This window comes from Burkholderia sp. A9, assembly GCF_000801975.1.
On record NZ_JSZN01000010.1, the window covers coordinates 41,011 to 54,540 of the forward strand.

The following is a 13,530-nucleotide window of genomic DNA, read 5'->3' on the forward strand; positions in this document are numbered from 1 at the left end:
GGAGATGAGTTCATGAGGCCTGCATTTTCGGTCGTGTTTCTGACAACGCTTTGCGGCGCCGCACAGGGACTGCTGATCGCGCTTGTCGGCATTGAGATCTCCGGGCATCTCGGGTGGATGTCGGCCAGCCGGGTGGGGCAAGGCTTCTACGTAACGGGTGCTGTGCTATGCACGGCGCTTGGCGTACTTGGTCTCTTCGCATCGTTTTTCCATCTCGGCCATCCGGAGCGTGCCTGGCGGGCGATTGCGATGTGGCGCACGTCGTGGTTGTCGCGGGAATGTCTGGTGCTGCCGGTGTTTCTCAGCTGTGCAGTCGCATATGGTGTCGCGCACTGGCTTGGGTCGCCGTTTACGCTGGCGATCGGCATGGCTGGTGTGCTGGCTGGCGCAGCGCTCTTCGTCTGCACGTCAATGATCTATGCGTGCCTGCGCTTTCTTCAGGAATGGGCGACGCCGCTGACTTTGATCAATTTTGTGCTCCTTGGGTGCGCCTCCGGGTTCACGTTGGCGACTGTCAGTGCGGCTTGCCTTGCGCCGGCGCTTGTCGGTGCGCTGGCGCTAGGCGCATGCATGCTGACCATCGCGGGCTGCATTACCCGCGTCGCATCGCTGCTGCGAAACGCGAGACTGCATCCAAAGTCGACGTTGCAGAGTGCTACAGGCATCAAGGGGCAGAATGTCGTGCAGAAATCACGCGGGTTTACAGCTCAGTCATTCAATACGCGCGAATTCTTCCATGGTCGGACACCGCGGACATTGCAGGCGGTCAAATGGGCGTTTCTCATGGGCGCATTCGCGGTACCGTTCGGACTGACGGCTCTGGGCGCGGCAGGGGTTTTGTCGGTAGGGTCGTCGATCACCGTGCTGACTGCGGCATTCGTAATTCAGTATGCGGGACTGGTGGCCGAGCGGTGGTTCTTCTTCGCTGAAGCACGGCACCCGCAGAATTCGTACTACGGAAAAGCGTCGTGAAATAACGAGGGGGCGTTGTTGCCGTTCTGCCGGGTACTTGGATGCAGTTTCACGAAGACATGTTGACGATGTGACGTGGCAGAGCGGGCGTATATGCCTCTCCCTGAGTTCGAAGGTACGGAATTGGCCGAGACTGTGTAAAAACGCGTTCGATCACCTAGACTGGATCAACCCGTTCCAATGAGAGGCGACGATGGGGCGTTTTGTCGAAGGCGAGGACCGCAAGCAAGTAACGTTGCTTCCCGAATGTCTTGATGACTTCATCGCCGAGGACAATCCAGTCAGGATCATCGACGCGTTTGTAGAGGAGCTTGAACTGGTCTCGCTCGGGTTCCAGAGCGCTACGCCAGCGGCCACGGGCCGGCCCGCTTACCATCCAGCAGCGCTGCTCAAGATCTATATCTACGGCTATCTCAATCGCGTGCAGTCGAGCCGGCGTTTGGAGCGAGAGTGTCAGCGCAATGTCGAACTGATGTGGCTGACTGGCCGGCTCACGCCGGACTTCAAGACCATTGCCGAGTTCAGGCGAAGCAATGGAGAAGGCATTCGCAACGTATGCCGACGCTTCGTGATGTTGTGCCGTGACCTGAAGCTGTTCACGCAAGCGGTCGTGGCCATCGATAGCAGCAAGTTCAAGGCGGTCAACAGCCGCGACCGTAACTTCACGCCCAACAAGATCGAGAAACGCCTGGAGCAGATCGAGCAAAGCATTCAGCGCTACCTGGATGCACTGGAGACGGCAGATCGCACTCAACCGGTCGATGTAGAAGCGAAGACCGAGCGGCTACAAGAGAAGATCGACATGCTGCGCGAGCAGATGCGAGATCTGGGTCGTGCAGCAGAGATCCTGAAAGGCCTCCCCGAAAAGCAGATCTCGCTAACCGATCCCGACTCACGCTCGATGATCTCGCAGGCCAAAGGCACGGGCGTGGTTGGCTACAACGTTCAGGTAGCCGTCGACACCAAACATCACCTCATCGTGACGCACGAAGTCACGAATGTCGGCAGCGACCGGGCGCAGTTGAGCCCAATGGCCAAGGCCGCGCGCGACACCATGGGCAAGAGGAAGATGAAGGCACTGGCAGACCGTGGGTACTTCAGTGCACCGGAAATCAAGGCGTGCGATGACGCTGGCATTGCCGCATTGGTACCCAAATCGCTGACATCCGGTGCCAAGGCTGACGGGCGGTTCGACCGGGCTGACTTCGTCTACATCGCCGAAGACGACCAGTATCAGTGCCCGGCGGGTCAACGGGCGATTTACCGATACAGCTCGGTTGAGGGCGGCAACCTGATGACCCTACGTACCTACTGGAGTAGTGCGTGTCCGCGGTGCCCGATCAAGAGACAATGTACGCCGGCTGATTACCGACGAATTCGGCGGTGGGAGCACGAAGCGGTACTAGAGGCGATGCAGCAAAGGCTGGACCGCCAGCTCGACGCTATGACGATACGACGTCGTACAGTCGAACACGTGTTCGGCACACTCAAGCACTGGATGGGCTCGACTCACTTCCAGACCCGCGGGCTTGGCTGCGTTGCGACCGAAATGAGCTTGCACGTGCTGGCATACAACTTCAAGCGCGTCGTCAGGATTCTGGGATTCGCCAAGGCGATGCATGCGATGAGGTTGGTGGGCGCGTGATCTCACGCGTCGACGCCCCTAACTGGCGTCGCACGATCAGGTCCGCCGCGCGCAACTCAGCGCCACGCAAACGCGCGCGCACCGGTGCTCTACTGGCTGACCCGGACGTTTTTACACAGTCTCGGCCGATCGCAGTCTGAGATTGCGAGAGCCAAAGTCGAATCGACGCATTCTTTGTCGGAGATAGAACGATCGACGGGTGCCGGAACATCGATCTTGGGGAGGCGGTCGATTACCCGACAAACAAGGTTCGATGACGGGTTCGTTCGGTTCTTGCTATCCGCATCTCGTGTTACGCGTCATGCCGATTCGCGACGAATATGCCTGTCGTACTTTAGTCGGTCATGTGAGCTTTGACAGTGCACCCGGTGCGAATGTGCCTCGCACGTATCGCGAGGGCGGGACGTATGTGCGGATGCCAGAGTGGCGCTGCGTCACCTGCAAGACCCGTCACGAATGCAACGTGACGGTCGGCATCGACCAGTGGTCCGGAGCCAGATCGTTGTAACGACAGCTGGGAATACCAGCGTATTTTTCCCGATCACCGCGCATCGGAATTACCTCAACAAGGAGCAATGATGTCTGATTCGTCTAGCGTACGTCGTGCAAAATTTCGGACCGCGGTCATGGAGCGCCGTGGCCTACTTATGCCAGGCGCGTTCAACGCGCTAAGCGCGCGCGTGATTGCTGACACTGGCTTCACAGCGCTTTACGTGACAGGGGCCGGAGTCACCAACATGTCGCTTGGTTTGCCGGACCTTGGCTTCATTGGCTTGAGTGATATCGCCGAGCATACTTCCCGGATACGAGAAGTCGTCGATTTGCCGATCCTGGTGGATGCGGATACCGGATTTGGGAATGCGCTGAATGTGCGCCATACCGTGAGAACCCTCGAGCGCGTCGGCGCAGATGCGATTCAGTTCGAAGATCAGACTAGCCCTAAGAAATGCGGGCACTTTTCAGGAAAGGCGGTTATTTCCACCGCTGAGATGGTTGGAAAGCTGCATGCTGCGACAGATGCGCGCGATGACCTCAACGTTCTGATTGTCGCACGGACTGACGCATGTGCAGTGCATGGTTTTGATGAGGCTATTGAACGCGCCAATCGCTTCGCGGAGGCAGGTGCAGATGTTCTCTTTGTCGAGGCAGTCGAGACGTTCGAACAGATCAAGCGTCTGCCATCGCTCGTTCAGGCACCGCAATTGGTCAATCTTGTTGTCGGTGGGAAGACTCCGGTCGTTCCACAACCCATGCTCGCGGAATATGGTTTTGGTATTGTGCTGTACGCGAATGCGGCACTCCAGAGCGCCGTGGCGGGTATGAAAAAAGCGCTGACGACTTTGCAACAAGAAGGGAAGCTTGATGAGGACCCGGAAATCCTTGCTCCGTTCAGCGAACGTCAACGCCTGGTCGACAAACCATTCTTCGATCTACTCGAGAAACAGTACACCGGAGATGATCGGTAACGGGGTACAGCGGAGAATGCTTAGGGGGAAAGTTTGCCCTGCATGATTTCTGAGAACGACGGGTCCGGGGAAAGGATAGTGGCTCGTCGTTATCCGCAGGTTGTATGAAGCGTATTTATGCGTGGAACTTGGCTCGTGGTCCGAGCCCGTCCGAAGCTGGGCCGGGCGACGATCAACGAACAATTGGACGCGCGCAGAAGGCGAAGGTCTGTCCGTCCGCCGCAAGCTACGCGATATCGACATTGTGGCGGCGAAACTCGGGGAACCCCTTTCCGCTAGTAGACGAAAAGTTGAGTCGGCCGAACCGGAGCCGGGCGTTTGGGCACACCTTGAAACGCGTTGCTAACTCGGGCAGCCCATCGTCACGAAGGAACGTATAGTAGACTTCCACTCGCCAGACGGGGACCGCCACGACTGCCGAACGCACGGTCTCGCTCGGTTTCCGGGTCACCCCGGACTTTGCCCGACTGTTACAGCGAGCTGCCGCACCGGAAAACCGCGGTAAGACGAACCTGGCGGAGGCGCTGGTTTTGCGCTTCTGCCGGGAGCGTGATATTGACATTGATGCGCACGCAACACACGACGAGCCTGTGGTCAAGGCGCCCCGAGTCCGCTCTGGGAGCCACTAAAGAACCAGACCGACGCAGCGAGCAGACCCGACAGCCACCTGCCGATGACACCAGCCACCAAGTCCCACTTCCTTCGCCTTATTCGCGCCCTTCGTGCTGTCATGCAAGACGCGCAACTTGGAACAGACGTTGTCGTCGGCAGCGCATTGGCTCGCTGGTGCAAGGAGTCGTACCCGGGGCTGCCGCGTTCCGGCCTGCAAGCGAATGCACAGTTGCGGAATGACCCGGCCGTGGCCGCATTCGTCGACTTCGTGAAGAGCAAGGACCTTCTTGAGGCGACTTACTGGCTCTCCTCGGCATATGCCCAGCTCGCCGGCGAAGAGCGCCGTAAGCAACTGGCGATGTTCTTCACGCCGCCATCGCTGACCAGGCGCCTGCTAGACGACTTGTCGGCAAGTGGCGTCGACTTCGCGGTCCGAAAGTTCTGCGACCCCGCCTGTGGCGGCGCAGCGTTTTTGGCGCCGATTGCGATGCGGATGCGTGATATGCTGCGCGAGCGAGGAGCATCCGCCGCGCAAATCCTCGACCACGTGCAGCGTCACCTCCTCGGATTCGACAAGGATGCCGCCCTGTGCGAGATGTCGAAGCACTTTCTGCTGATGGTCCTACATGACGAGGTTGTCGCGACCGGTGAGCGACCGAAGTTCCAGGTTCACCACGGCGACTCGCTCCTACGGGCTCAGCGCCTGCTCGGAACCCTTGACGTCGTGGTCTGCAACCCACCGTTCCGGAAGATGCCGTCGGCCGAGGTCGCGCATTACCTAGAGAACTTCGCCGACATCATCGAAGCGCAGCCGAACCTGTACGCGCTTTTCGTTGCCTTGTGCGTCAAGCTGTTGGCGCCGGGCGGCACCTGCGCACTTGTAACCCCCACCAGCTTCCTGTCCGGTCAATACTTCTCGAAGCTGCGCACATTCCTGCTGACCCAAGCCAACGTGCTCAGTATCGGCATGGTCAGCGACCGGCTCGGCGTATTCATCGACGTAGAGCAGGAGACTGCACTGACGTTGGCGCGCCGCGAACAGGCTGGGCATGTGCCCGTCACCGAAGCAGACGTGTCGGTTGTCGCCCGCGACGGCCACTACGTCAACGTCGGCCGCTGTGTCCTTCCTAACTCGGGCACTGCGTGGCCAATTCCGCGCACGGAAAGCGACGTCGTCTTGCTCAAGAGCGCCGCAAAGTCGCGCGCAACCCTTGCCGACTACGGTTATACACCGCGTATCGGCGCCTTCGTGTGGAACCGAGACACGCGCACAACCTACCCGTCAGCGAAAAGCGCAGCGCACGCGCGTGGAGGAACCGCTGTCCCGCTGCTGTGGTCGAGCGATATTTCGCCGGATGGTTGTCTGCGTTTCTCCGGAGCACCGAAAGCAAACCGGGAGCACTGCTTCGTGAACCTCGGGGCGAAAGACCACCGCTCGGTCGTCCGCAGGCCCAGCGTCTTGCTACAGCGCGTCACCTCTAACGACCAACCGCGACGTCTGGTAGCCGCAGCCGTACCGCGTCCACTAATCGAAACCTACGGCGGTTTCGTCGGCGAGAACCACACCGTCATCCTCGAGCAGGTGAGCCTAGAGCCCGCGCTCACTCCGGAGGAGCTTGCGCAATTACTCGCCACGCCCACGGTGGACCGCTACTTCCGCTGCATCTCAGGGGTGACAAACGTATCCGTCTTCGAGCTCAGTCAGCTTCGATTGCCCGACCCCGGGCGACTCAGAGGTTTCCTCGCGCGGGGATATGACATGCCGAGTGCGGCGCGCAAAGCGCTTCAAGAGCAGTAATCCCTCTTGCCTACGCGCCGGGCACAGCGAGAAACATAAGACTCATGGCATCGAGAAAACAGCTCAACGACCTGCTTGAGGCGCAGAAGAAGAGGCGCGAAGAACTCGCGAGACTTGCTGCCCGCAAACCTGCCGCGCGGCCAAAGGCCGTGACGAACCCTCCGAAGCCGTCCCAACAGTCGGAGCCTGTCTCCCCTCCGCGGGCGCCTGAACCGCCACCAGTGTTGCCGCGCACTCGCGAGGCGCTCATCGCGCTGTACCAAGACGACGGCATCCAACCGAGCGAGCCCTCGTCGGCGCTCGTTTCGCTTGCTGACTTATATCTGCACGCCGCGCAGTACCGTTCGCGCCACATCGCGATGGTGTGGCCAGCCACGCTCAAGACTTTGACCGTCGTGCACGCCCTAGCTACGCTGGCACGTTGGCACGAAGGCGACAAGCAGGGTGTCCGGGGCATGCTCTTCCCAGCCAAGACCAACGTTTTCTATCGGCTAAATCACCTGCACTTCGACCGGAGGTCTCTGTTGCACATCGCCAGCGACTTGGCCGAGGTCAACGGAAATCCGAAAGTCACCCGGTCGATGCGAGATAAGGATGCTTTCCTATTCTCGCTTGCCAACGGGGGGCTTCCTCAGGTTCCGGGGGAGGCCTTCAACCCGACCATTGGCGAGTTGCTGCCGCTATTCCTGGCCACGCCCGACTCCAACAGTTGGAGTGCTTGCAACGCTCGACTGCTTGCACTCGTTAGAGCAAAGCTCGCCAGACGAGCGCATGCGAAGGCATTGCAGATGAATTGCGCAGTCATCGGCGACCCTCGTACCGCGCCGGACGCGCTTTTCGCGCTTGATGGGCGAATGACGGAAGAGGAACTCCGCAAGGCCTGCAAGGTGCTGGCGAAGCTCGGCCCGCCAGAAGTGGTACTGGTGCAAGCAACACGCACGGTGCGTTTCGAGGCTCCGGGCTGGAAAAGGCACTTGGCACGCTTCTGCCTCATGCTCGAAGACGTTTTTCAGAGTGCCATGCCGGGAGTGGTCGTCGTCACGGATGAGCCGCATGCTGCCTACCGACTCAAGGACGAGCTCTGGGAGCGAAACCAGAAGCGTGACCCTCAGCACCGCTGGCACATGCAGCACGAGTTCCGGATTGCCGGCATTCCAAGCACTGTGGGCAATGAAGGGCTCCTGGCGGCAGGAACTCGCGAGGCTGCTCATCCGTCTCCGCGCGAATTCGATGTCCACATCGTGGATGCCGACGCGGCCAAGGTGGCGAACAGGCTCGTTCGCATCGCCAGTGCTGCGCCGGGCGGACAAGCGGCAGCGAAGCCGCTTGTCGACGCTGCCACCTTTCTTTCGCGCTTGGCGGCCCTTCCTTGCGGCGTACGCCACATGTCGGAATACTTGGCCGGCCCGGACGTGACCGACCGCACACGTAGGGAGTTCGACTGGCCCACTCATTTGGGTGCCGCCCTCGAGTTCAACCGCAGCGTTGATGTCGGAGACGACCGGCCGGCCCTACTTGATTACTTGGAGCGAAGCTCGAAGCTCTTCGGCAACTACCAAGCTGCGACCCCCTTTGCCCACAAGTTGGCCGCCCTCGTCGCGAATGCCGCCACGGGAAAGAAGCGCAGCGTGGTCATCGTGTTCCCCAATGCGCTTTACCGGCGCCTGGCCGAGCGCTTCCTGGCCGAGTATGACCAGTACCCGTCAGGTGCGACTTACGATGCCTTCGGTGGCCGCGTGCACCTACTGCCTGCTGCGCAACTGGAGGAGCACATTGACGGGCTGCATGGCGCCACGCTTGTATTCGCTGGACTCAACGAGGATTGTCTGCGCATGCTGTTGACTGACGACCGAGTCCCCGCGCACTCGGTACTCTTGCTGAACCAACGGGCAAGTCAGTTCCTGCGTGCAACCCTCAAGCCCATCGTGGAGCGCATGCCGGAGTTCAAATCCTACAAGCCGCGGATGGAGTCCATTCTGCGGCAACTCAAGGACTTGCCTGAAGACGCGTCTGTTCTTTCTACCGGCGACTACGTGTTGCCGACCTTCCGGGTCGAGCTGTCGTCCGATATTTCGCAGCACGAGCAGGAGGTCGACCCTGATTCATGGGGCATCCGGTTCGACAACGGCCTCACGCAATATCGCCGTGGCACATCGGACGTGTACGTCTACGAGCCGGGTTCGCAACATGCTACTGACGCGGGATTCAGGACGTGCCAAGTTCGCTCTTTGGAAGTCGGGGACAGGGTCTTCGTGATGTCTGCGGAGCTGCGCGAGATGGTCGAGCAGGTATTGTGTGACGCAGGGGTATCAATCCAGTCCGACAAGACGTTCGAGTCAGCGCTTCGTAGTTACCACGAGCTGGTGCAAAAGCGCCTTGCGCAGCGGTTTCGGCAAGCTACAGTGGCAGACAAGGTACGCGCCGTTCGCCAGTCGATGTTGGAACTCGATGCTAGCCTGGAACGCAGGTTGCCAACTTTGCAGGCGATGCGCCATTGGATTGACCTAGGGCGCTCTCCCGACACTCCATTCGAGCAGTTAAGGCCGCAAGCGCCAAATCGCGAAGACGTGTTCAAAGCCTTCGCGGAGGTGCTCGGCTTTTCCTCACTTGAGGCCGCCTATCATTGGCAGCGTGTCATCACGGCCGTCCGCACCTCTCGCCGGCTAGACGGACGCCATGTTTCCGACATCTACGCGTACATGCTCTTGCAGCCCGAGTCCGTTATGGCTCATTCCAGCATCAGACGAAAGACGCTTCACCAGTTATTCGACAAGGCACGTGAGAACGTCGCTACCGTCGAAATTGTTGGCCCCCTGAAGGAGTCAAAAGAATGAGCCAGTCTGTTTTGCGCGCTGACCCTGCGAAAATCTCCCCCACGCTGAAGGAGGCGGTGGTCGACAGTCTACTCAACTTGACTTATGCGCAACTCAGTGGTCAAGGACCAACCGGACAATACATCTTCGGCGCCCGTCCGCGAGCACTGCTCAACTCCGGTTTCCTACTGCCCCAGCGCAGTGTCTCGGGCGACGACGAGGTGACCTCTCCCATCTGGGTCTCGTCGCACGGACTACAGATGCAGCTCAACGCCGTGACGCCGGCAGTGATGACGGTCTCGCCTCGGTTTAGCGTTTATGTACGTGTGCTGCCCCGCGAGGAAGACCTAAGGCGACCGAACTGCCGGCCGGTTTTCATGTTGCGACAAGCGCTGGTCGATGAAATCAAAGCCGAGCGTGACCGCCGGCTGGAGGACGAGTGGGAGAAGGTCAAGGGGGCTTACACCTCCAAGTGGAAGCACCCAGGCTGGCCTGTGATTCGGGCCCGGGTCGTCGATGAGGTCTACAAAGCCAAAGGCGTCCCTCGGCACCTCCTGACCGCTGACGTCCCGCAAGACGAAGCCGACGTCGAGGCTGATGAGGCGCTAGGCGACGCAGACAGCGCAGGCGAGAGCACGAAGGAGGGGGTGCCAGTTAAAGCTGATGAGTCTTTGCCCATCAAGGACGAGCATTTCGAGCCGTTGACTGTCCCGCACAAATGGATGCGACTTGAGGTGCAGCTCCCGCCGCTCGAGCTTGATATCCTCAAGAGCAGCGAAGAACTGCAGCGCGACCTTGACGACCACGCCGCGCGCATGAACGCGGCCGTGGCCAAACGCGTAGCAGAGTGGGCGCAAAGCGACGACCCGGACACCGGCGGCAAGGCGTGGGGTTACCGGCACGACCTGAGCATCCCAGCAAGCCGTTACACCAAATGGGCCGACTTCCTTGACCTGGTCCGCAAGTCGAACCTGCGCATCACGTTGCCCCAGATTCAGCTGAGCTGGGACCTCGAGCTGTACCCTGACTGGCTGGACCCCTCAAAGCGCAGCTTCTTTCTTGCGCTTGAGAACGTCAGCAAGATGCCCAAGCAGCACGTCGACGAGGCGGAAGAGGCCGTCTTCCTCGTGTCGCTTCGGGTTGAGTTGCCGGCCGCGCTCCATCACCCGCTAAAGCTTGAGCGCGTCGAACCATCCTATCGCTATAACAAGTACCTCACCTATCCGGCAATGGGCCACAACTGTGGTGTCGTGCAGGTACAGTCTGACCCTGCGGTTTGCGTGCTTGAGACGACGTGGACACCTCGTTACACGCAACCGCGGATTGTCCCGACGAGTGCCAACGGGGTCCAGCGGCGAGTGCGCTCGCTCGCGCAGCCCGATGGACTAGATGGCTTGTCGCCACTCTTGCCGTCAATGCGGGAGTGGCTGAAGAACCTACCCACGCTGGTCAACCCTGCCGAAGGTCTCGACTCCTCCGACGTGGCGGGCATCGCTCGCGAAGAAGAGGCATTCCGTCAGGACTTGCGCAAATGGGAGGCTGAGATGAAGGCGGTCGAGGCAGGCCTGAACTGTCTGCGCGAGTCACGCGACGCCTGGCGCAGCCGGGGTCTCCAGACGGACGCGAAAGCCGTCGTCTACGAAGCGTGGCTGGCCACGAACGAGACGATGGCCGACTTCATGCAGGCGCGCTTCGGGGGCGACGACAGCGAATGGCGCCTATTCCAGCTGGCTTTCATCGTCGCTAACATTCCGGCACTCGCCTCGCGCATTCCGGAGTTGTCGCACTTCTACGACGAGCGCCGCGACGACGCGGTGACGCTGCTGTACTTCGCCACCGGTGGCGGCAAGTCCGAGGCATTCTTCGGACTACTGGTCTTCAACCTCATGCTCGACCGTCTGCGCGGCAAGCACCGTGGAGTGACGGCCCTGATTCGCTACCCGTTGCGCTTGCTGACGATTCAGCAGGCGCAACGGGCCGCGCGCGTGCTGGCGCATGGCGAGCGTGTACGCCGCCGTCATGGCTACGGCGGAGACTCGCTGTCCATCGGCTTCTGGGTGGGAAACGGTGGCTCGCCTAACCGCCATAGCGCCAAGGGTGTCAAGAGCATTCCGACCGTGTCTGAGGCGCCTCCCGTCCTCGCTGACGAGCAGTCCCTTCGGGAGAACGACAGCAAGTACACGTTGGCCATGCGCGCGTGGCGAAAGCTGCCCAAGTGCCCGTTTTGCGGCAGCGAAACCGCACTGCGGTTGTTCGTCGACTCCAAGAACCAGACGCTGGGCCATGTCTGCACCAATATCCAGTGTGACTCCAACGGGGGCCAGTGGAAGCCGCTCCCCTTCTACATCGTCGATGAGGACATCTACGACCTAGCGCCGTCGGTCTTGCTCGGCACGGTCGATAAGCTGGCGCTCATTGGCCACTCGAACCACACCATCCGGCGCATCTACGGCATGTTCGGCGCCGCACCTTGGGTCAACCCGTCTAACGGACGGCTGTACGTTCCCATCGACAACCGTGAACTCACGGCTGGTCCTGCCGCAAAAGGCATGGAGGGGGTGTACCCCGCCTATCAGACTGGCAAGCGCGTCTTCCACGACCCGTTTCCGAGCCTCATAATCCAAGACGAGGCGCACCTGCTCGACGAGTCCCTCGGCACGTTCGCCGGCCTGTTCGAGTCCACGCTCGATGCCGTGTTCGAGTGTCTGGCGAAGCCGCTCGCGAGCCTGATAGCGGTCGACGGGCAGGGCCGCCGGCGACGAGCCAAGGTCATCGCGGCGTCAGCCACCGTGGCTGACCCCGAGAGACAGCTTGAGCACCTTTATCAGCGCTCGATTCCGGCTACCCAGTTCCCGGAACCCGGACCGACTCTCTATGAGTCTTTCTACGCGAAGCCCGCGCAAGCTAAGGAAGTGCTGCGCGAGGCTCACCTGGACGTCGAAGTTGCCAGCCAGCAGGCACGGGTGTACACCGCCTTTATGACCAACGGCAAGCCGCACACATCCACCAGCGTGGCGGTACTGTCGGGGTTTCACTTGACCGTCACGCGGCTCTTCGACAACCTCACCAGCGGTGTACCCGCGCACTTCCAGGCGGCGCAGCAAATGTTGGTCGACCATGTCTCGGCGGGGCCGCTTGAGCAGCTGCACAAGCAGGTACTGGCCGCAGCGGACGCCTCGCAGCTGGCCACGCTTATCGACCTGCACCGCATTGCGCTCACCTACGTCACGAACAAGAAGGGCGGCGACCAAATCATGGCCGCCGAAGCTGAGGAGACTCGAAAGCGCCACCTCAACGAGGGCATCGCGCTGGAAGGCCTTGATACTCGCCTCATCACCGGCTCGGTCGAACAAGGCGAAATCCAGGCCGTCGTCGATACCGCACAGCGCCGCGTAGCCCCTGGCCAGCCGTTGCCGCCGATTCGAGAGCAACTTCGCTCCGTTATCGCCACCTCAGCTATCTCGCACGGTGTGGACGTCGACGAGTTCAACTCGATGTTCTTTGCCGGCATGCCCTCCGACATCGCGGAGTACATCCAGGCCTCATCACGTGTCGGACGTACGCACATCGGCTTCGTGGTCCTTGTGCCCACGCCACAGCGTCGCCGCGACCGTCACATCGTGCACGTCTTCGACATCTTTCATCGCTTCTTGGAGCGCATGGTGCAGCCAGCGGCTATCGACCGCTGGGCAGAGCGTGCCGTGGAGCGGGTCTTCCCGAGCCTGCTGCAGGCCTACCTGCTCGGGGTCGTTCCAAGCCGCGAATTGATTCGCCTACCGGAGGACGAGAAGGGCGGGACGCCGGACTTCAGCTTCATCCCCAACGTGCGTAGGGAGTTGAACTCCCGCGGCGACGACTTCATCGAGGAAATCGACAGGTTCGTTGAGTTGGCCATCGGGCTGCGCGATGCCTTCGCGCCAGAGGGCAAGGAGCATTACCGTGCCCGCATCGACCAAAAGACCCGCGACCTCGTTGCCAATGCGTGGAGCAGCCCGGTTTGGGGCAGCGGTAATATGGACGGCTACTTTAAGGCTCAGACAGACCTAATGCTCAAACCGATGACATCGCTGCGCGATGTCGACCAGGGAGGTGTCATTCAGGCTTCTACCCGAGACGCGGAAGGCAAGACCCAGACGCCTGGCGAGGTTCTGCTGGTGATGGACCTAGTCCGTCACGGCGTGGCTAACAACGACGGTGCCGATAACGCACAGACGGGGGACTGAG

General features: G+C 60.7%; 6 protein-coding genes. All 6 read left to right on the plus strand.

All coding sequences use genetic code 11. From position 1 onward, the window contains the following. The first annotated feature begins 12 nt into the window (after window positions 1–12). The 6 genes from PI86_RS05900 to PI86_RS05925 all read left to right on the plus strand — a co-directional run bounded on the left by PI86_RS05900 (window position 13) and on the right by PI86_RS05925 (window position 13,529). A complete protein-coding gene (locus PI86_RS05900; protein WP_039319792.1) occupies window positions 13–972 on the plus strand; it encodes a dimethyl sulfoxide reductase anchor subunit family protein in 960 nt (319 codons plus the stop codon). Window positions 973–1,165: 193 nt separating this feature from the next. Continuing rightward, window positions 1,166–2,617: an IS1182 family transposase gene (locus tag PI86_RS05905; protein WP_039319794.1), complete on the plus strand. Its 1,452-nt coding sequence runs from the start codon at window positions 1,166–1,168 to the stop codon at window positions 2,615–2,617. A 578-nt stretch (window positions 2,618–3,195) separates the two neighbouring features. Continuing rightward, window positions 3,196–4,083: an isocitrate lyase/PEP mutase family protein gene (locus PI86_RS05910; RefSeq protein WP_039319898.1), complete on the plus strand. Its 888-nt coding sequence runs from the start codon at window positions 3,196–3,198 to the stop codon at window positions 4,081–4,083. A 673-nt stretch (window positions 4,084–4,756) separates the two neighbouring features. Continuing rightward, a complete protein-coding gene (locus tag PI86_RS05915; RefSeq protein WP_039319796.1) occupies window positions 4,757–6,493 on the plus strand; it encodes an HsdM family class I SAM-dependent methyltransferase in 1,737 nt (578 codons plus the stop codon). 44 nt (window positions 6,494–6,537) lie between these two features. Continuing rightward, on the plus strand, window positions 6,538–9,327 hold the full coding sequence (locus PI86_RS05920) for a hypothetical protein (RefSeq protein ID WP_152608053.1): 2,790 nt from the start codon (window positions 6,538–6,540) through the stop codon (window positions 9,325–9,327). Further along, the gene (locus PI86_RS05925; protein WP_039319801.1) at window positions 9,324–13,529 is read left to right on the plus strand and encodes a DEAD/DEAH box helicase family protein; all 4,206 of its coding nucleotides are present in this window, start codon (window positions 9,324–9,326) and stop codon (window positions 13,527–13,529) included. Before PI86_RS05920 ends, PI86_RS05925 begins: the two co-directional genes overlap by 4 nt. Window position 13,530 lies beyond the last annotated feature (1 nt).

Bases quoted from the DNA above. Each gene is read 5' to 3' on its own strand.
- PI86_RS05900 (WP_039319792.1), top strand. From the start codon at position 13: ATGAGGCCTGCATTTTCGGTCGTGTTTCTGACAACGCTTTGCGGCGCC.
- PI86_RS05920 (WP_152608053.1), top strand. From the start codon at position 6,538: ATGGCATCGAGAAAACAGCTCAACGACCTGCTTGAGGCGCAGAAGAAG.
- PI86_RS05905 (WP_039319794.1), top strand. From the start codon at position 1,166: ATGGGGCGTTTTGTCGAAGGCGAGGACCGCAAGCAAGTAACGTTGCTT.
- PI86_RS05915 (WP_039319796.1), top strand. From the start codon at position 4,757: ATGACACCAGCCACCAAGTCCCACTTCCTTCGCCTTATTCGCGCCCTT.
- PI86_RS05910 (WP_039319898.1), top strand. From the start codon at position 3,196: ATGTCTGATTCGTCTAGCGTACGTCGTGCAAAATTTCGGACCGCGGTC.
- PI86_RS05925 (WP_039319801.1), top strand. From the start codon at position 9,324: ATGAGCCAGTCTGTTTTGCGCGCTGACCCTGCGAAAATCTCCCCCACG.